Below are 19,312 nucleotides of genomic sequence, written 5' to 3' on the forward strand. Positions count from 1 at the left end.
AATTGTTTAACTAAAAGTTTTAAATGGCATTTCCACCGCGACAACCGAGAGGTAATTTCAATCCCCGATTCAGAAAAGAACAGCAGCAGGAGCATCGCACCAATAATATGATACGCGTACCGCAGGTACGGTTGGTGGGCGATAATGTAGAAGTAGGAGTATATTCTATCCAGGAAGCGCTGAAAATGGCGCAGGAGCAACAGCTCGACCTGGTTGAAATTTCACCGCAGGCTGACCCGCCCGTTTGTAAGATCATAGATTATAATAAATTCCTGTACGAGAAGAAGAAGAAGGAAAAGGAGATGAAGGCTAAAAGTAAAACGGCTGAGGTAAAAGAGATCCGTTTTACGCCTGGTACAGATGATCATGACTTTGATTTTAAAGCCCGTCATGCTGAAAGCTTTTTAAAAGAAGGCAACAAAGTAAAAGCATACGTGCAGTTTAAAGGCCGCGCCATCATGTTTAAAGAGCGCGGTGAGCTGGTATTATTAAAATTTGCAGAACGCCTGGCCGAAGTAGGGCAGCCCGAGGGCTTACCCAAACTGGAAGGCAAACGCATGCTGATGATCATTTCGCCCAAAAGCCAGAAAAAGAAGAAAGAAGGGGCTTAGGGTTAATGCAGATATAGCTTTAAAAGCATTCTTCCGCAAGGAGGGGTGCTTTTTTTTTAGAAACCGTTACAGGTTACAGGTTGCAGGGTTCCAGGGGGTGTGTATTTTCCGGTAACTGGCAACCGGTAACTGTATTCCCTGTAACTTGCAACCTGGCACTTGTAACTTCTAATATCTTGTAAACAAGCACTTTACCAGGAAACTAAATTCTACCAATGTCTTTTGACTTATTGTCAGTTTTTCCCTACCTTTGCGCTCCATTTTACGTTTTTCGGTCATAAGCCTTAAAACAACATTGCCCACATGGCCCAAAAAGTTTCCCGTCAGTTCGGGAGCGCCAGCAGGGTATCACAGCAAAAGGTATTTAACTATGCCCAAGGTTAAAACGAACTCCAGTGCCAAAAAAAGATTCAAAGTAACTGGCACCGGCAAGATCACACACCAAAAGTCTTTCAAACGCCACATTCTTACCAAAAAGTCTAAGCGCCGCAAACGGAACCTCAACAAGGACGGTGTTGTACACAAATCAAATGTTGATTTTGTAAAGCGCTTGCTGAGATTGAAGTAGTATTGATTTGAAAATGTGACCATTTGAAGATCTGAAGATGAAAGCCTGTTGCCAGGCGCCTTGCTTTCAGATCGACACATTTTCGAGTTGATCATTTTCAAATTAACCAATTTTCAAATTTTCAAATTATCTAAGATATGCCTCGTTCAGTAAACGCCGTAGCATCCCGGGCACGCCGCAAGAGGATCCTGAAAGCTGCCAAAGGCTATTATGGCAAACGTAAAAACGTATATACCGTTGCGAAGAACGTAATGGAAAAAGGTCTGCAATACAAATATGTAGGCCGCAAACTGAAGAAGAGAGAATACCGTGCACTGTGGATTGCCCGTATCAACGCCGCAGTTCGCGCCGAAGGTTTAACTTACTCTGAGTTCATCCATAAACTGAACCAGAAAGGTGTTGGCCTCGATCGTAAGATCCTGGCTGACCTGGCTATGAATGAGCCTGAGACTTTCAAACAACTGATCGCTTCTGTAAAATAAGCTTGCAGAGCAAACAATATATCGAGGCCCCGCACTAACTGAGTGCGGGGTTCTTTTTTGGTAACATTTACTTAACGCGGCAATCATGAGTCGGCAATCGTCAATCGTGAATCGTGAATCGTCAATAGCCGTGGAGTATGCTGTCGCGAACCAGCCCCTGAACTTGTAACATGGAACCCCACGAAGCGGGGCAAGCTCTGTTACCCGGCAACCGGAAACTGGTTAACCGGTCACTGGAACCAATCAACAAGATAATACTGACAATTTTCCAGCGGGCACGTTTTTTTATTTGAAAAATTGTTCAAACTATTACTTTTGCAGTAATTTTTTTTTCAGTTTGGGTAATTTTTTTTCTGACCATTAAAATTCACGACCATCAGCAACCTGAACCAGTACATGAACAACTCGTACACCGACCTGGTGAACCAGACCTTTAACTTTCCCCAGGAAGGGTTCGATGTAAAAGACAGTTACCTGCATTTTAACGGGCTGGATCTGAAAGCGCTTATTGCCAAGTATGGCACCCCGATGAAACTTACCTACCTGCCCAAGATCGGAATGCAGATAAAAAAGGCAAAGAAGATGTTCGCCAATGCCATAAAAAAGCACAGGTATGAAGGCGAGTACAACTATTGCTACTGCACTAAAAGCTCTCACTTTTCGTTTGTCGTGGAAGAGGCATTGAAGCACGATATTCACCTCGAAACGTCGTATGCCTACGATATCGAGATCATTAAGAAGTTATACCAGCGTAAAAAGATCACCAAGGAAACATTTATCATCTGCAACGGCTACAAGCAAAAGACCTATACCAGCCGTATAGCCAATTTGCTGAATACCGGTTTCAAAAATGTGGTACCCATTCTGGATAACAGGGAAGAATTACAACACTATAAAAAATCGGTAAAGGTTCCTTTCAAACTCGGCATCCGGGTAGCAGCTGAAGAAGAACCTACATTCCCGTTCTATACCTCCCGCCTCGGCTTCCGGGCAAGGGACGTGCTGGAGTTCTATGTTGACAAGATCGAAGGCAATGAAGACCGCTTCCAGTTGAAGATGCTGCACATCTTCCTGAATAAAGGTATCAAAGACGATATTTATTACTGGAGTGAACTGAACAAAGTGATCAACCTTTACTGCCAGTTGAAGAAGATCTGTCCCGAGCTGGATTCAATCAATATTGGCGGTGGCTTCCCCATCAAACACTCACTCGGCTTCGAATACGACTACCAGTTCATGATCAATGAGATTGTAGGCAATATCAAAAAAGCCTGCAAAAAGAACAATGTGCCCATGCCTCATATCTTCACCGAATTCGGCAGCTATACCGTAGGGGAGAGCATGGCGCATATTTACAGCGTCATCGGTCAAAAAGTACAGAACGACCGCGAGATCTGGTATATGATCGATTCTTCATTCATTACTACTTTACCCGATACCTGGGGCATTGGTGAAAAATTCCTGATGCTGCCGGTGAACAAGTGGGACCAGGAATACCAGCGCGTAGTACTGGGCGGCATTACCTGCGACAGTCACGACTATTACGACTCTGAAGAACATATCAACGAGGTGTTCCTGCCCAAGATCAACAACGGCGAACCCCTGTATGTAGGATTCTTTCATACCGGCGCCTACCAGGACCAGATCAGCGGCTATGGCGGTATTAAACACTGCCTTATTCCGTCACCCAAACACGTAATCGTAGGCCACGATAAAAATGGCAAACTGGTAGACTGGATATATGCCAAAGAACAAACTGCCCAAAGTATGTTAAAGATATTAGGGTACTAGATTAGCGATCTGACAACTTACCACATGAAACGATTTGCGATTTTATTAACCGTAGCTATTGCCACAACCTGTTCAGCACAGGCGCAAACAACCGAAGATTCGGTGAAAGCCACCATTAACCGGTTGTTCGAAGGCATGAAAAACGCCGATACGACTTTATTGATATCTGCATTTACCGAAGACCCCATTATGCAAACCATTGCTACCAATAAAAAGAAGCAGGTTTACATTAAGAGCGACAAGTATAAAGACTTCAAAAAGTTCATCAGCCAGCAGAAAGTGGGCGAGGCTGATGAGCGGGTTGAGTTCGAATCGATTCGCATAGACGGTCCACTCGCCATGGTATGGGCTCCGTATCAGTTCTATTATAAAGGAAAATTCCGGCATTGCGGGGTGAACTCTTTTCAACTGGTGCGCCTCGAAGACGGCTGGAAGATCCAGTACCTGATCGATACCCGGCGGAAGAACTGCGATAAATAATGTGATAATTCGAGAATTTGATAATTGGATGATGGAATACATCCGATAAAAAAACTCGCGCTGTGTATACAGCGCGAGTTTTTTTATTATCGTAAGAACGCCGGGAAAGCATCACCACATCATCACATTATCACATCATCAAATCATCACATTACTTCTTCGTGCGATACTTCTTATTCACTTTCGGGCTATTGAAATACTGGTTCAATTCCTTTTCGCTCATGTTGCTGGTGATCTCGATGGGAATATCAACCAGCTGAACCTGGATCTGTTTTAATTCTTCTTTCAGTTTACTGGTTTTCCTGGCAATATCCGGATCGCGTTCACCCACCAGGGCGTTGTCGCTGATCATATACTCCAACCGCTTGATCGCAGTGCGGATACCCGAAGCCTGGTTCTGTTCGGTTACTTTTTGGGGCGAAATGGCTTCCTTAACAGGTACCAGCGATACGCCCACACTAGGCATCACCTTGCCCACTTTCTGCGAGCTTTCACTAGTTGAAGAAGACATAATACTTCCGGTTAATGCCGTGGCTGAACCGGTGATATCAAACGTAGTACGGGTAGATTTCGTTTTTTTAACCCCTTTGTCCAACTGCAGGAAGGTATATTTCAATCGCAGAATATATCCATTGATGACGTTCACCGTCAGCTTGTAATCCTCCAGCGTTAACGGATAATTCAACGCATCCTTTACCACGATCCTTACCTGTGCAGTATCGCGCACCATAAAACGGTTGGCGCCAACAAAGCTCACCACAACGGTCCTTTCCTTACCGGGGTCTGATTCTTTCACAAAATCGAAACCGGGCGACCAAATAAAATCGTCGTCGCATTTTTTGACGAGGGTAGCGCCTTTCAGCGGCATATTGGCAATATAGGTAATGGTCTCAATGGGAAAACTACCATTCTCACATTGCACTTTAAAGGCAACGGTATCCCCTTCATCCACTGTCAGCGTTGAGCCTACAGTAGGTTTAACCCTGGAAGGAATAATATCCGTATTATAAAAAGTGATATAAAAAGAAGTATCAACATGATCGCTGGGCACTTCGAGGTTCTGAACGCCCACACTTACCCTGTACTGGAAATCGTATTTCAGTTTGCCCGAGAGAAAATAGGACTTTTCGGCCTTGAAGGTCAGCAAGCCATTGTCTTTATTAATGCGCAGGCCAATAGGCGGGTTGCGCAGGAACCAGTAATATTTCGACTGATCTTTATTGATCTCCAGCTTGTAGGCCAGGGATGAATCAACGTGTAGCGTAAAATATGGATTGAGATTCTTGATACGTAAGGCCACCTCGGCCGAATCTACGATAAAAGGCAGCGTATCAATGTGTTTACGACCGTTAAATGCACTATCTCCCGGCTGCCGATCCTGAGCTATAGACCATACGCCTGAAAGCATACAAAGTACGATCAATCCCAACGTCTTTCGGATACAGAAGGTAAGTTCTTTCATGGGGGCCGAAGTTAGGACAAAACCATAAAAAAAACCATCCCGATCGGGTCGGGATGGTCATCTAAACCAAAACCAACTGCTTATGAAACTGAAATTTTAATATTTCTTTTGCTAATTATTGGACAACAACCTGTTTAGGAGTGTCTTTTACAACTTCTTTTTTAGGCAGAAAGAGCTTGAGAATACCGTTCTCATATTTCGCCTGAATAGCATCTGCATCGATCTGGTCAGCTACTGTAAAGCTGCGTTTGAAACTGCGCTGGCTGAATTCGCGGCGAACGGTTTTGTAGTCTTCCGATTTGCTTTCTTCCTTCTTTTCATAGCTGATGGTCAGCAGCCCCTTGTCTACATTCACTTTAATATCTTCTTTATTGATGCCAGGTACACTTACTTCCAGATGGAAACCATTGGAGGTTTCATGAATATTAACAGGAGCCAGGTTAATGCCGCTGTAGCCATCATTCCATAAACCAGGAATCGAATTAAAGAAATCATCAACTACAGAATCGAATGATTTGCGGGCGGGATGGTGCAGTCTAACTGTCATAACTTATGTTTTTTATTGTTTTTTAAATCTCGAATTACGCCTATCATTTTTCAAACAGTGTACCATTGCAGAAAAAGGCCAAAAACCGGGAAGGATTGGCAGAGGCCAGGCTAAACAAACAGACATAAAGACATATTAATGTTTAAGTTACTGACATAAATTCCGATCTGGGGTATAAATAAACTTTTTACGTAGTTTTGCGTTTCAATTAAAAAATAGTAGAATGTATCCAACAGAAATAGTACTACCAATGAAAGAGGAGTTGACAGACAATGGCTTCCAGGAGCTGTTAACCCCGGAAGACGTTGATAATCAACTTAAAGCAAAAGGAACAACACTGGTGATGATCAATTCGGTATGTGGATGTTCTGCAGGTTCTGCCCGACCCGGTGTATTAATGGCCGTAACCAATGCAGCTAAAAAACCCGATCATTTGACTACCAGTTTTGCAGGATATGATATTGATGCTGTAAAGAAATTGCGTGAGCATTTACTGCCTTATCCGCCATCTTCTCCGGCTATTGCCCTGTTTAAAGATGGCCAGCTGGTTCACTTCATCGAAAGACATATGATCGAAGGACGTCCGGCGCAATTGATCGCTCACAACCTGATGGCAGCATTCGAAGAATATTGTTAAAATCTTAGCTGATTAATTCAGCTTTGTTCATAGTGATGAACCCTCTCATTCCTGGGAGGGTTTTTTATTTCAACAGGCAATTGACAATAAACAATTTGCACCGCCCGTTGATAGTCGGGAATTCAGCATTATTACAACCTGGCCTGTTGTCGGTTGCCTTTTGCCGGCTGGTTCTGCGTTGGGCATATTTTAAGCAATTGCCAATTGCAAGTTGTCAATTGCCAATTGGTTTTCTTATCATTGCACCTTTATTAAATAATTGGTAGAAAAATCTATTCCTGATACATGTATCCAAACCTATATTACGCTTTTAAGGATCTATTTGGTGTTAACTGGAACGGACTTCGTTTTATTAATTCCTTCGGTTTTTTTGTAGCCCTGTCTTTTTTAGCTGCCGCTTATATTTTGACCCTGGAATTAAAACGCAAGGAAAGAGCGGGTTTGTTAACTGGTCAGGACGTTAAGATGATCGTGGGCAAGCAGGCCAGTGCCGGGGAGCTGTTATTGAATTTCTTCCTGGGTTTTTTATTGGGCTACAAGATCATCGGACTATTTATCTCAGGCAGTGAAACTACTGCAGATCCGCAGCAATACATCTTTTCCTCAGAAGGAAACTGGCCGATAGGCATTGCGCTAGGCCTTCTTTTTGCGGGGTTGAAGTGGTGGGAAAAGCATAAGCAAAAACTGGACAAACCCGAAGAGCGCACCATCCGCATCTGGCCGCACGACAGGGTAGGCGACCTGGTGATCTATGCTGCTTTGTTCGGCTTTCTCGGTGCCAAGATCTTTCACAACCTCGAGAACTGGCAGGACTTTAAAACAAATCCCATCGAGGCGTTACTGTCGTTTAGTGGGTTAACTTTTTACGGTGGTTTGATCTGCGCAGCCGTTGCCATTTATTATTACAGCCGTAAACATAAAATCGATTTCCGTCATCTGTGCGACGCCATTGCGCCGGCGCTCATCCTGGCTTATTCCATTGGCCGGATCGGCTGCCAGGTGGCGGGCGATGGCGACTGGGGAATTTTGAACAGTGCGTATGTAACGGAAATGGGTCCGGAATCGAAAGTTCAACCGGCCGATACAACCCGTTTTCAGAATACGTTACAGGCCCACAACAGTTTTTACCTTCGCACCTTCCAGGTTAATAATGTTTCCGAAATACCGCATGCCCGTGTTAAAGCCCCCGCCTGGCTGCCTAACTGGTTATTTGCTTATTCCTATCCGCATAACGTGGTGAACGAAGGTGTGCGCATTCCGGGTTGCGAAGAAGAGCAGTTCTGCAACCAGCTGCCGATCCCGGTGTTCCCAACCCCGTTCTACGAAACGGTGTTCTGCTTTTTGCTGTTCCTGTTCCTGTGGTCGTTGCGTAAAAAGCTGAAAGTACCAGGCACCCTGTTCGGCGTATATTTGATCGTAAATGGTATCGAACGCTTTTTTGTAGAACAGATCAGGGTCAACACCAAATATTCCATCTTTGGTTTTCATCCCACACAGGCCGAGATCATTGCCGTGTGTCTCGTATTAGCTGGCGCCGCGTTATACCTTTATATGAAAAGAAAGTATGGCGCTAAAATAGATCCGCTCAAAGCCTGAACAATGTGATAATGTGACGACATGATAATCCCGACTAAAGTCGCCGACAAGTTGTGATAATGGAATACAGTTGCGCTTATCGATCGAAAACGCAAAACGATTATAAAGAAGAGAGCCTCAGCTCCCGGTAGCCCGGATAGCGGAGGCTCTTTTTTAATTAGGTGGTACGATTCAGGGTTAGAAAAGCTCGGGTGCTGCGTTCAGCGCCTCCTGCCGGCAGGCAGGGTCTGCATTTACCGTTAAGCGTTCCGCGTTTAGCGTTTAGCGTTCCGCATTTAACGTTAAGCATTCCGCGTTATTTACTAAAGGCATATGATTCACCCTTGGTATTCTTGCACGGTAAAAAGATCTCCTGTGGCATACCCTTGTCAAAAGGAATGCGGGTTTCCAGTTCAGGGTCGCAGTCGACCCGTTCTTTATTGTCGAATACCAGTGCATTGTTTTCAATTCTGCCTGGCAGACAATCAATACCACCTACAAAGTACTTGCCCACATACTGGTTCTTAGTATTGAACAAAAGCACTCTGCCTGTAGCGCCTGGCGAACGTCCCCAGAACATAATAGAGGTCATTACCTTGAAAATGCGACCGTCGTCTGTTTTCAACTTTCCCAGGTACATTAACTCGTTTCTGTTATAATGCCCCTTTTTAGAACGGTCAAAAATGTAGGTTTTACCAATTTTGTTGCGTTGTAATACGAGCTGCTTCTCCTTGTCGTAGTTGATGTTTTGCCCAAACGCAGAGGTGACGAGCACACCCAGGCAAATAGTTAAAAAGATGCGATGTTTCATAAGATTGAATTCTGAAGCCAAAATTACATTTCATAAATATTTAGATCGAAGAGTATCAGCTAATTGGCGCCATACGATCGACAATTGGCCGCAATTTTCCGGTAAACCGGCAGGTTTAACCGAAAAGCAGAACCGCCCGCAGGGAAATTCACACACTGGGGGTATCCGCTTAACCAGTTCTCAGGCCATTTATCCTAAACCCATCCTTTGTTGTAACATGCTGGTAGCCCATACGTCCAACCTGCACCCGGATATTTCCGGACATCAGGAAAAAAAGCCATTAAACACAAAACCATGTACTTTGCATTACACAGTACCTAACTTTGGAGTGTAATTAACAACGCAAAGTATTCAACAACCAATAAAGTAACATGAGAACCCTTCCCAACCTGTTTGCTATCATACTTTTATCAGTATCCTTGGTAGGCAGGGCACAAAACAAAACTGAATATAAACTCAGCGGAAAAGTAGGTACTGCCAGCCAATCTGTTTTGTCAGCTGCCACTGTAACGCTTTTAAGAGCCAAAGACTCGAGTGTAGTCAAGATGTCGGTATCAGATCAGGACGGGCGGTATTCGTTCAATAACCCGCCGCAGGGCCGCTACCTGATCGCTGTTTCTGCAGTAGGTTATGAAAAACAATATTCAACCCCTTTTACCTTGTCGCCTGACAACCCGGCAATAGAATTGACACCTATAATACTCATCCAGCGCACCAGAGACCTGAAGGCCGTGACGGTGAGCGCCCGCAAGCCACTGGTTGAACAGAAGATCGACCGCACGGTAGTAAATGTAGATGCATTCATTAGTAATACGGGCGCCAATGCCCTGGAAGCCCTGGAAAAATCGCCTGGCATCCAGGTAGACAAGGATGGCAATATCAGCCTGAAAGGCAAACAGAATGTGGTGGTGCTCATCGATGGGCGTCCGGCCTACCTTAGCGGCGCCGACCTGGCCAATATGTTAAAAGGTATGCAGGCTTCGCAGCTGGAGCAAATCGAGATCATGACCAATCCACCGGCCAGGTTCGATGCAGCAGGCAATGCCGGTGTCATCAATATCAAAACAAAAAAGAATAAGGTAAAGGGATTTAACGGCAATATGAGCGCCGGCGTAAGTCAGGGTGTTTATTTCAAAACCAACGAAAGCCTGAGCCTCAACTACCGTAATGGCAAGGTGAACGTATTCAGCAATTACAGCTTTAACCTCAATAACAATTTTCAGCAGTTGGAGATCTTCCGCCGGTACAAAGACGATGACGGATCAACCAATGCTATTTTTGAACAGGTGGCGTATATGAAACGGCGCAATATGAGCAATAACCTGAAAATGGGAATGGATTATTACCTGACCGGAAAAACAACACTGGGTGTAGTGTTCAGCGGCTTTTATAACCCTGAAAGCAGCAGGAATACCAATACCAGTTACCTGCAGGACCCCGACTATGCGCTGGACTCCATTGCTACCGCCGGCTCTCATATTAAAGGTACCTGGAAGAATGCCAGCGTGAACCTGAATATGCGTCACCAGTTCGATTCAACCGGCCGTGAATTAACTGCTGACCTGGATTATATCGTATATGATAATGAGAATAACCAGCAATTTTTGAACACAACCTACGAACCCAACTGGATAAAACGTTATGAAGAACAATTACAGGGCGTGTTGCCGGTGACCGTGAACATCTATTCTGCGAAGATGGACTACACGCACCCCTTAAAAAAGAATGGCAAAATTGAAGCAGGCTGGAAAAGCAGCTATGTACAAACGGAGAACAAAGCCAACTACTACCTGTACGATGGCAGCGAATGGATGACAGATCTTGAAAAAACGAATTACTTCGACTATAACGAGAATATCAATGCTGCTTATATAAGCCTTAACAAACAGATCACCAAAAAATGGGGTTTGCAAACCGGACTGCGTTTTGAGAATACGAACTACAAAGGGCATCAGTTTGGCAATCCGGCCAAAGGCGACTCCTCATTCAAACGCACTTATAACAGTTTGTTCCCGACTGTGTATATCAGTTATGCCGCCAATGAACATAACCAGTTTGGCATAAACTACGGCCGGCGTATCGACCGGCCGGGATATCAAAACCTGAACCCGTTCATGTTCTTCATTGACAAATTCACCTATGTTGCCGGAAATCCTTATCTACGGCCCCAATACTCGAACAACTTTGAGCTAACCCATATCTATAAAGGCAAATTGACAACCACCCTTAACTACAGCATTACCGAAAACCTGTTCAATGAAACATTCGATCAGCTAGGTTATGCCACCGTTGTAAGGCAGGGCAATATCGGGCGCCGTGAAAATGCCGGCATCTCAGTGAATGCGAACGTACCAGTGACCAAATGGCTTACCAGCATTTTATACACCAACTATAACTATACCCGTTATTCAGGACAATTATATGGCGAGGAATTGAAAGTGGAAGCCGGTAACCTGCTCATTAGCCTGAACAACCAGTTAAACTTCAACAAAGGCTGGGGGGCCGAACTGAGTGGCTGGTACAGAAGCAAAGGTGTGGAAGGACAGATACTGCTCATGCCGATGGGGCAAATGGCTGCCGGTATCTCTAAACAGGTGCTGAAAGGCCAGGGGTCAGTGAAAGTAAATGTGCGTGACATTTTTTATACCCAGATCCCGAATGGCGACATCAACTTTAAGAACACCGAAGCCTGGTTCCGCAACACCCGTGATACCCGGGTTGTTAATCTTACCTTTTCTTACCGCTTTGGCAAACCCATCAAAAGCACCAACGGCCAGCGGAAAAAAGGCGGCGCCAATGACGAACAAAACCGCGTTAACATAGGAAATTAAGCAAAACGCACAATGCACAACGCGAACGAATGCTCAATGCTGAAGGCCAAAGGCAAACTGTCAACCCCATTTATTTCCAAAACCTTGCGAAGATGCAACAGAAAGTGAAGGCTCAAAACCGGGAGCAGCGTCTGGCAATAAGCCTTCAGCATTAAGCTTTAAATACGATAACAGGCAATTAAAATTTCCAGCAGTAGAGTCGTTAAACTATAGCGGCCGGCGCAAGTCAAAAGGTGCAGAGGAACAGATTGGGAAAAGATTTGTGGAAGAGACAATTTTAAGAAAATGGAATAATTAGCTGGCACAATTTCTGAATAGTTAATAATAGCTGTTTGAAAAAAGGAGAACGCCCTGCGATTCGTTCAAGCCGGGCAAACGAGGGCAAAGACTTCGAGGCAGGCGCCAGGCATTTTGGAGTATTTAGATTTTTTTAACAGTGGATGATGAAACCATTTTACCGATTAAACGTCTTATATATATACAGGCAATAAAAAAACAGCATGGACGATGAGAAAGATCATACTTATAGCAATTGCACTTGTTTACCTGGTGGGATGTGGAATTTCATATATGTAAATAGCAAATAATTAGAACAATAAACTTTCTTCATAAATAGCAGTCATACAGTTTTTCTCATAAGCAGTTAGTTTTGGTTAACGAGGCCCCATTTCTATGGGGCCTTTATTTTTTTAGCAGGTTGCATAAAGCAGCAAACCGCAATAACAACTGTAGATGAACCACCACAAATTCCTTCCTTTCACCGGCAATGTCAATGAACTCCTTTCTTCCTTAATTTTTTCCGCTGGTGTATTGATACCGATTATAGCCCCCTTGTATTTAAATAATACTGATTATCATTAATCGTTTTTTAATCCACTCAATACGTCGCAACTTAGCTTAGAGATTCCTGCCGTTAGAACCCTTCAATAATAGCACATGAAAATTAAAGCGTCGTGGTTAACGACCATATTATGTTTTCTTTCCATTCTTATTAATGCACAAAATAAGTCGGGTAAAGCAAGTGGCGTTATCACCGATGCAGATGCCCAGCCTGTAGAATCAGCCACTGCTTCATTACAACGCTCAAAAGATTCTTCATTGGTTAAAGTTGCGGTTACCGACAAGTATGGACTGTTTGAGTTTGACAACCTTCCAGCGGGTGATTATTTTGTGAGCGTTACCGCTGTAGGCTTCAACAAGGTCATCAGTAAACGTTTTACAATTTCTGCTGCGGCCACTTATAAGATCCCGTCTTTTCAATTACAAAAAGCCGCTGCCAGAACGCTCGGCGAAGTAACGGTGACTGCTAAAAGGCCGCTGATCGAAAACAAGATCGACCGCATGGTGGTGAATGTAGAAGCGGCGCCAACCAATGCAGGCGCATCGGCGCTGGAGGTTCTGGAGAAATCGCCCGGCGTTACCGTAAGCAATGAAGGTGAGATCAGTCTGAAAGGCAAACAGGGCGTGCGTGTCATGCTGGATGGCAAGCCAACCTATTTGTCACCTGCCGATCTCGCGAACCTGTTAAAGAACCTGCCGGCTTCAGCACTTGACCAGATAGAGATCATGACCAATCCGCCGGCCCGTTACGATGCGAGCGGCAACTCCGGCATTATCAATATCAAAACGAAAAAGAGCCTTACAGAAGGATTGAACGGCAGCATTTCCATTGGTGGCACCGTTGGCTTCTGGAAATACCGTGGTTCCTGGCAGTTGCCTTTCCGAAGCACGAACAGCATCAATCTCAATTACCGCAAAGGAAAATGGAACCTGTTTGGCAATTACAATTACAACTACCGCGAGGGCAGGGGTTTAATGGAATTGAACCGCCGCTTTTTTGAAAAGGATGGCACCCTCAATTCCACCTCGTTTACCAATACGTATTTTATTGGCCGCAATAATAACCAGACATTAAAAGCGGGCTTTGATTATTACGCCGATAAAAACAATGTCTTTGGCGTGGTATTGACGGGTTTTGGATTTTTCGGCCGGCCTTTCCCCACCAGTACACAAACCATTTATCAGCCTGATGGCAGTATTGAATCGACACTGGAGTCCCAAATCACAAACAAGAATAACTTTTTCAATTATTCCGCCAATTTTAACTACAAGCATACATTCGATTCAACCGGCCACGAGCTCACTGCCGACATCGATTACATAGGTTACCTCAACGACGCCAAAAACACTTTATTTACTTCTATATACGACAGCTATGGCAACTCACTGGGTGGGCTTACCTTGTCAGGCGATATCCCCGGGCTCATCAATATCTATTCGGCCAAGGCCGATTATGTACGGCCGCTGAAAAACAATTTCCGCTTCGATGCCGGTTTCAAGGTAAGCTATGTTAAAAATGACAACGAGGTAAAATATGAACGTAACGACAACGGCACCTGGAAACCCGACAACCGCTCGAACCACTTCATTTATAGAGAAAACATTAATGCCGGCTATGTTAGCATCAACAAAAAATGGAAAAAATGGAGCGGACAGGCGGGTCTTCGTATTGAAAATACCATTGCCAAAGGCAAACAGGTCACCAATGATTCCAGCTTTACGCGTAATTATACCAGCCTGTTTCCTACCATGTACGTCAATTATGAGGCCAGCAAGAACCATGCTTTCACGTTAACCTATGGCCGCCGCATTGAACGGCCCAATTACCAGGACCTGAACCCCTTCATCTGGTTCCTCGATTCGTTACAGTACCGCCAGGGGAATCCATACCTGTTGCCGCAATATGCCAACAATATTGAATTCAGGCATACGTGGAAAGGACGATTCACCACCACCATCAATTATACCGTTACCGACGATGTGATATCGCAGCTGTTAAAACAGAACACCGAAAAAAGGATCACCTTCCTTACCACCGATAACGTGGCCAGGTTCAAGAATATCGGACTGGCCATTAATGCACCATTCTCGCCGGTAAAGAACTGGAATGTGAACCTCTTTGTAAATGTGTTCAACAACCGGTATGAAGGCGTTTACTACAATTCATTCACCGGCAATAATGATCCAATTGATATAAGTTATACTTCGGCACTGGTGAACGTTAGTAATACTTTTACATTCAAAAAAGGATGGAGTGGGGAAGTAAGCGGTTGGTACCGGGGCAAGACCATTGAGCAGCTGACCATTGCCGACCCCATGTATTTTTTAAACCTGGGCGTGCAGAAAACGGTTATCAAAGGCAAGGGTACCCTGCGGCTGAACTTCCGCGATCCTTTTCACTGGCAGCAATTCAGGGGACGAACCCTGTACAGCGATATAGATGTGAAAATATTCAACCGGTGGGATAATCGAAACGTTACCGCCACCTTCAGTTACCGCTTTGGCAAGACCTCGGTTGCCCAGGCCAGGCGCAGGAATACCGGCGCTTCAGAAGAACAGAACAGGGCAGGAGGAAACCAGAATTAGCTAATGTGATAATAGGCTAATGTGCTAATTGCTGAAATGCCAGCAGTTCCTACAAAAACGAAACTCATGCGAAAGAGCCTTTAAGACATCTGTATTTCATTAGCACATTATCACATTAGCAAATCAGCAAATTGTTCTCTCGTTTCATGTGCAAACTAAGCCCCCGACTGCCAGCTGGCGGAGGGGGCATTTTTATTACTGTGTGACCACTTGTAATATCTAATTAAGTACATTCGTGCCCTGATACTATTCAGTACTTTAAATTAACGCTATGCCTTCGTTTGACATTGTTAGCAAGGTGGATGGACAGGCACTGGACAATGCAGTGAATGTTACCACCAAAGAGATCACCAATCGTTTCGACTTTAAAGGATCGCATGTGGTGATCAATCTCGATAAAAAGGAATTCAAGATCAACATTGAAACCGACGACGACATGAAAATGCGCCAGTTGATAGACGTATTGATCAGCCGGGCGCACAAACAGAACATTTCCCCCGAAGCGTTTGACCTGTCGAAAGAGCCCTATCAAAGCGGTAAGGTAGTAAAACAGGAAGTGGCTGTAAGGAACGGGTTGAAGCAGGAAGATGCCAAGAAGATCGTAAAACTCATCAAGGATTCGGGCCTGAAAGTGCAGGCGCAGATCAATGACGACATCGTACGGGTTACCGGTAAAAAGATCGACGACCTGCAGGAAGTGATCCAGCTTTGCCGCAATGCCTCCTTGGGAATACCCCTGCAGTATGAAAATATGAGAAGTTAGGGGTGGGGCTGTGGATAATTAAGTGCAGAACAGGTGCATAATATAAGCGGCTAAAATTTGGGAAAGTAATAATATAATAAGTAACTTAGGTATAGAAAATCGCAGTAGACTAGTAAAATGGTTCAATGCGATTAGCGGAAAGCATTGGATATACAGGTTATACGTGCACGTAGCAGGTATAAAATGGATCCGGTGCTTTCTTTTTTTATAATTTCTTGCCTTAAAAATTTATTTTTCCCAGCTGGTTTATTAATTTTCCGCTTATCTTTAATAAATATTTAAAGAAGTCAGGAATAAAATTTAATTTGGCAGAATTAGGAGGGAGAGCTAATTTTGCGGCTTTGCTGATAAAACCAGTGTAAAAAATATATTAACAGCTAGTACCGCAAAATCGGTGCAAAATTAAAAATCAAAGAGTTATGAAAAAGGGACTTCATCCCGAAAATTATCGGTTCGTAGTTTTTAAAGATATGAGTAACGGGTACAGTTTCCTCAGCCGTTCCACTTCTCCTTCTAAAGAAACTATTAAATGGGAAGATGGTAATGAATACCCTCTTATCAAATTAGAAATTTCTAATACATCACACCCCTTCTTCACCGGTCAAAACGTACTGGTTGATACAGCGGGTAGAATTGATAAATTCAAGAAACGTTACGAAAAGAAAAAATAAAAAGCGTAATTTCAATACAAACATTTTTGTTTTTCATGGCTATACTTTCCCTTTCCTGTTCTCAGGAAGGGGATTTTTCTTTTATATCGCCTCATTTTTCCTGCATCAAATAAAATTAGCGTTTACAACAACGCTGTAATTGAAAACCCTTTCACTTCCGTTCGTTAGTTTCAATAATGTGTTGATATAACAACAATGTTAAGATGTCAAATCTACATTAATAGCGTCGGCTCTCGTGTTGCAGGCGATTAGTCTCATTATTAGACCTCCGCAATCGCTTAACGTTGCATGATTTTTAAGAAGTATGCTGGCTTTGTTAATAGTTTGCAGTAGTTGTTGGGCTACTACCTGTAAAACATCGCCATCGAAGTCTTATTTCGCTACAAATCCTGTAAATCGCCGTTACTTAATAGCAACCTGGTTCTTTTGAAGTTCTATAGGTTATTTATATAAATGCCGGAATCTGCAGGCGCTAAAGCATGCTAAACTGAGAACAGTGCCCTTTACCCGCGAAAAAAGTTGATGGTGGAATAGTGAACCGTAAAGTTCTTATTGAGTACTGTAAATTAAAAATGAACTAAGTTTGACGTCCGGGTTCAGCCCCGCAACCCAGGAACACAAATCCAGAAACTAAGCATAAGTACTATGAACAAACGGGTATTTCTGTCAGATAAAGAAGTGGCTGATCATTTGTTTCCTTTTACGCAAACCCGCTCGGTAGCCGATATCCGCATCGGGATTCTCACGATCCGTCAAAAATGGGAAAGGCTGTTGAACCAGCCGGTGACTGTGTTGAAAGATGATGAAGAGGCGCCTGCGGATGCCATTGTTTTTGCCGCCAATATTATTCCCTCCCGGCAGTTCATTCGATCTGCGTTCGATGCAACGGGCCAGCCTACCAACCGGCCCGATTACAGTCTGGTAAAGCTGCTGCAATATCCCTGGCATATATTTCAGTGGAACGATTGGGCGTTACGTGAAGATTTTCAACTGATTACGCAGAACCGGTCATCTGCCCCCATTCCTGATACGGTACAGGCGGTGAATGCCGGAAACATATTTATTGAACCGGGAGCCGTTTTAACCCATTGCTGGTTGAACGCCTCAACCGGTCCCATTTACATTGACCGTAATGCCGAGATCATGGAAGGATCACTGATCAGGGGGCCTTTTTCTTTGGGCGAAGGCTCGCTGGTGAAAATGGGCGCCAGGATCTATGGGGCTACTACGATTGGTCCGTATTGCCTCGCGGGCGGGGAGATCAAAAATTCCATTTTGTTCGGCTATTCCAACAAAGCCCACGACGGCTACCTGGGCGACTCGGTCATAGGCGAGTGGTGCAACCTGGGCGCCGGTACCTCCAACTCCAATATTAAGAATACCGCCAGCGAGGTAAATGTCTGGCATCATCCTGCGCGCGAATACCTGAGCGCCGGGTTAAAATGTGGATTGCTAATGGGTGATTATTCCCGGGCTGCCATCAATACCTCCTTCAATACCGGAACGGTGGTAGGCGTTTGCGCCAATATTTTTGGCGAAGGCATGCCGCCCAAATTCGTTCCCAGTTTTACCTGGGGCAATAAGGGATTGAGCCTGTACGAATTTGAAAAAGCGCTGACAGATATAAGTAATTGGAAAAAATTAAAAAATCAGGTGCTTACAGAAGCAGAAATAAATCAATTGAAACATATTTTTGGGCAATCTTAAAAGCCTTCATTACTAAAAAAGACGATTACTTATGCGCAAACAAATTGCTGCGGCTAACTGGAAGATGAATTGTACCTACCAACAGGGCGAACAGTTACTCGACGAGATCCTTTCAGCCAATATTGCATTAAAAGAACACCAGCAAACCATTTTTGCAGTTCCCTTTCCGTACCTGATCATGGCCAAAAGTGAAACAGAAAATGAGAACAATTATTTTGTTGCTGCTCAGAACTGTTATAATAAAAAATCAGGTGCTTATACCGGTGAAGTGTCAGCCGAAATGCTGCAATCCATCGGCATCCGGTTCTGTGTGCTGGGCCATAGCGAGCGCCGGGAGTATTTTCAGGAGTCGAACAAGATGCTGGCCGAGAAACTGGACCTTTGCCTGCAATACAACATCACCCCTATATTTTGCTGTGGCGAACCGCTGAACATCCGGGAAGCGAATACCCAGAACAGCTTTGTGGAAGCCCAGTTAAAAGAATCGCTTTTCCATTTGTCCGACACAGATATCAAACGCATTGTGATCGCCTACGAACCCATTTGGGCTATCGGAACCGGCAAAACAGCCACCTCACAACAAGCCCAGGAGATGCATGCTTACCTGCGCAGTGTATTGGCCAAACAATATGGCGCCGCTACGGCCGATGCCATTTCTATCCTGTATGGCGGCAGCGTAAAAGCCAATAATGCCCAGGAATTGTTCAGCTGTCCCGACGTCGACGGCGGCCTGGTTGGTGGTGCATCATTGAATGCGGCAGAATTCGTAACCATCATTAAAAGTTTAAAGTAGGTTTTCGTTTCCAGGAAGTAAGAGGCAGGAGATATGAGGTATGAAATGGGAGGTAAGAAAATAACTTACCTTTAAACTAATAACCAAGCTTAACCTCAATCTTCGTACTTCTTACTTCCTTCTTCATACTTCTTACTACGTACTTCCTAATTGACTG

16 protein-coding genes are annotated in these 19,312 nt (G+C 44.2%); 13 read left to right on the forward strand and 3 right to left on the reverse strand.

What is annotated here, in order from left to right; all coding sequences use genetic code 11:
* Positions 1-23 precede the first annotated feature (23 nt).
* From infC to JUB15_RS11825, 5 genes are all read left to right on the forward strand, one after another.
* Positions 24-611: a translation initiation factor IF-3 gene (infC, locus tag JUB15_RS11805; protein WP_205511338.1), complete on the forward strand. Its 588-nt coding sequence runs from the start codon at positions 24-26 to the stop codon at positions 609-611.
* Between the two features lie 370 nt (positions 612-981).
* Complete coding sequence (rpmI, locus tag JUB15_RS11810; protein WP_207512690.1) at positions 982-1,179, forward strand: 50S ribosomal protein L35; 198 nt, start codon at positions 982-984, stop codon at positions 1,177-1,179.
* Positions 1,180-1,316: 137 nt separating this feature from the next.
* A complete protein-coding gene (rplT, locus tag JUB15_RS11815) occupies positions 1,317-1,661 on the forward strand; it encodes a 50S ribosomal protein L20 (RefSeq protein ID WP_207512691.1) in 345 nt (114 codons plus the stop codon).
* 396 nt (positions 1,662-2,057) lie between these two features.
* Positions 2,058-3,452 carry a type III PLP-dependent enzyme domain-containing protein gene (locus tag JUB15_RS11820; RefSeq protein WP_207512692.1) on the forward strand — a complete coding sequence of 465 codons (1,395 nt, stop codon included), beginning with the start codon at positions 2,058-2,060 and terminating at the stop codon, positions 3,450-3,452.
* A gap of 24 nt (positions 3,453-3,476) precedes the next feature.
* Positions 3,477-3,932 carry a nuclear transport factor 2 family protein gene (locus JUB15_RS11825; protein ID WP_207512693.1) on the forward strand — a complete coding sequence of 152 codons (456 nt, stop codon included), beginning with the start codon at positions 3,477-3,479 and terminating at the stop codon, positions 3,930-3,932.
* 151 nt (positions 3,933-4,083) lie between these two features.
* On the opposite strand, the gene JUB15_RS11830 is transcribed toward JUB15_RS11825, so the two are convergent.
* Both JUB15_RS11830 and JUB15_RS11835 read right to left on the reverse strand, forming a co-directional pair.
* Positions 4,084-5,394 (reverse strand): hypothetical protein, encoded by a 1,311-nt coding sequence (locus JUB15_RS11830; RefSeq protein ID WP_207512694.1) that lies wholly within the window; start codon positions 5,392-5,394, stop codon positions 4,084-4,086.
* Between the two features lie 115 nt (positions 5,395-5,509).
* Positions 5,510-5,941, reverse strand: coding sequence for an Hsp20/alpha crystallin family protein (locus JUB15_RS11835; protein WP_207512695.1), 432 nt, complete (start codon positions 5,939-5,941; stop codon positions 5,510-5,512).
* A gap of 223 nt (positions 5,942-6,164) precedes the next feature.
* Here JUB15_RS11835 and JUB15_RS11840 point away from each other — a divergent pair, with 223 nt between their 5' ends.
* Entirely contained in the window at positions 6,165-6,578 is a 414-nt protein-coding gene (locus JUB15_RS11840; RefSeq protein ID WP_205511344.1) for a BrxA/BrxB family bacilliredoxin, read from the forward strand.
* 285 nt (positions 6,579-6,863) lie between these two features.
* Entirely contained in the window at positions 6,864-8,174 is a 1,311-nt protein-coding gene (locus JUB15_RS11845; protein WP_207512696.1) for a prolipoprotein diacylglyceryl transferase, read from the forward strand.
* 295 nt (positions 8,175-8,469) lie between these two features.
* Here JUB15_RS11845 and JUB15_RS11850 read toward each other — a convergent pair whose 3' ends face one another.
* Positions 8,470-8,964: a hypothetical protein gene (locus JUB15_RS11850; protein ID WP_207512697.1), complete on the reverse strand. Its 495-nt coding sequence runs from the start codon at positions 8,962-8,964 to the stop codon at positions 8,470-8,472.
* Positions 8,965-9,335: 371 nt separating this feature from the next.
* Here JUB15_RS11850 and JUB15_RS11855 point away from each other — a divergent pair, with 371 nt between their 5' ends.
* From JUB15_RS11855 to tpiA, 6 genes are all read left to right on the forward strand, one after another.
* Entirely contained in the window at positions 9,336-11,795 is a 2,460-nt protein-coding gene (locus JUB15_RS11855) for a TonB-dependent receptor domain-containing protein (protein WP_207512698.1), read from the forward strand.
* Between the two features lie 936 nt (positions 11,796-12,731).
* Positions 12,732-15,221 (forward strand): TonB-dependent receptor, encoded by a 2,490-nt coding sequence (locus tag JUB15_RS11860; RefSeq protein WP_207512699.1) that lies wholly within the window; start codon positions 12,732-12,734, stop codon positions 15,219-15,221.
* 271 nt (positions 15,222-15,492) lie between these two features.
* Entirely contained in the window at positions 15,493-15,984 is a 492-nt protein-coding gene (locus tag JUB15_RS11865) for a YajQ family cyclic di-GMP-binding protein (RefSeq protein WP_207512700.1), read from the forward strand.
* A gap of 419 nt (positions 15,985-16,403) precedes the next feature.
* Entirely contained in the window at positions 16,404-16,655 is a 252-nt protein-coding gene (locus JUB15_RS11870; RefSeq protein WP_081148966.1) for a type B 50S ribosomal protein L31, read from the forward strand.
* Positions 16,656-17,300: 645 nt separating this feature from the next.
* Positions 17,301-18,362 (forward strand): putative sugar nucleotidyl transferase, encoded by a 1,062-nt coding sequence (locus tag JUB15_RS11875; RefSeq protein ID WP_207512701.1) that lies wholly within the window; start codon positions 17,301-17,303, stop codon positions 18,360-18,362.
* Between the two features lie 31 nt (positions 18,363-18,393).
* Positions 18,394-19,155 (forward strand): triose-phosphate isomerase, encoded by a 762-nt coding sequence (tpiA, locus tag JUB15_RS11880; protein ID WP_207512702.1) that lies wholly within the window; start codon positions 18,394-18,396, stop codon positions 19,153-19,155.
* Positions 19,156-19,312 lie beyond the last annotated feature (157 nt).

It is taken from the genome of Longitalea luteola (assembly GCF_017356035.1).
GTDB classification, from domain to species: domain Bacteria; phylum Bacteroidota; class Bacteroidia; order Chitinophagales; family Chitinophagaceae; genus Niastella; species Niastella luteola.

Bases quoted from the DNA above. Each gene is read 5' to 3' on its own strand.
- infC (WP_205511338.1), top strand. From the start codon at position 24: ATGGCATTTCCACCGCGACAACCGAGAGGTAATTTCAATCCCCGATTC.
- JUB15_RS11875 (WP_207512701.1), top strand. From the start codon at position 17,301: ATGAACAAACGGGTATTTCTGTCAGATAAAGAAGTGGCTGATCATTTG.
- JUB15_RS11840 (WP_205511344.1), top strand. From the start codon at position 6,165: ATGTATCCAACAGAAATAGTACTACCAATGAAAGAGGAGTTGACAGAC.
- JUB15_RS11830 (WP_207512694.1), bottom strand. From the start codon at position 5,394: ATGAAAGAACTTACCTTCTGTATCCGAAAGACGTTGGGATTGATCGTA.
- JUB15_RS11850 (WP_207512697.1), bottom strand. From the start codon at position 8,964: ATGAAACATCGCATCTTTTTAACTATTTGCCTGGGTGTGCTCGTCACC.
- JUB15_RS11845 (WP_207512696.1), top strand. From the start codon at position 6,864: ATGTATCCAAACCTATATTACGCTTTTAAGGATCTATTTGGTGTTAAC.
- rpmI (WP_207512690.1), top strand. From the start codon at position 982: ATGCCCAAGGTTAAAACGAACTCCAGTGCCAAAAAAAGATTCAAAGTA.
- JUB15_RS11855 (WP_207512698.1), top strand. From the start codon at position 9,336: ATGAGAACCCTTCCCAACCTGTTTGCTATCATACTTTTATCAGTATCC.
- rplT (WP_207512691.1), top strand. From the start codon at position 1,317: ATGCCTCGTTCAGTAAACGCCGTAGCATCCCGGGCACGCCGCAAGAGG.
- JUB15_RS11860 (WP_207512699.1), top strand. From the start codon at position 12,732: ATGAAAATTAAAGCGTCGTGGTTAACGACCATATTATGTTTTCTTTCC.
- JUB15_RS11865 (WP_207512700.1), top strand. From the start codon at position 15,493: ATGCCTTCGTTTGACATTGTTAGCAAGGTGGATGGACAGGCACTGGAC.
- tpiA (WP_207512702.1), top strand. From the start codon at position 18,394: ATGCGCAAACAAATTGCTGCGGCTAACTGGAAGATGAATTGTACCTAC.
- JUB15_RS11820 (WP_207512692.1), top strand. From the start codon at position 2,058: ATGAACAACTCGTACACCGACCTGGTGAACCAGACCTTTAACTTTCCC.
- JUB15_RS11835 (WP_207512695.1), bottom strand. From the start codon at position 5,941: ATGACAGTTAGACTGCACCATCCCGCCCGCAAATCATTCGATTCTGTA.
- JUB15_RS11870 (WP_081148966.1), top strand. From the start codon at position 16,404: ATGAAAAAGGGACTTCATCCCGAAAATTATCGGTTCGTAGTTTTTAAA.
- JUB15_RS11825 (WP_207512693.1), top strand. From the start codon at position 3,477: ATGAAACGATTTGCGATTTTATTAACCGTAGCTATTGCCACAACCTGT.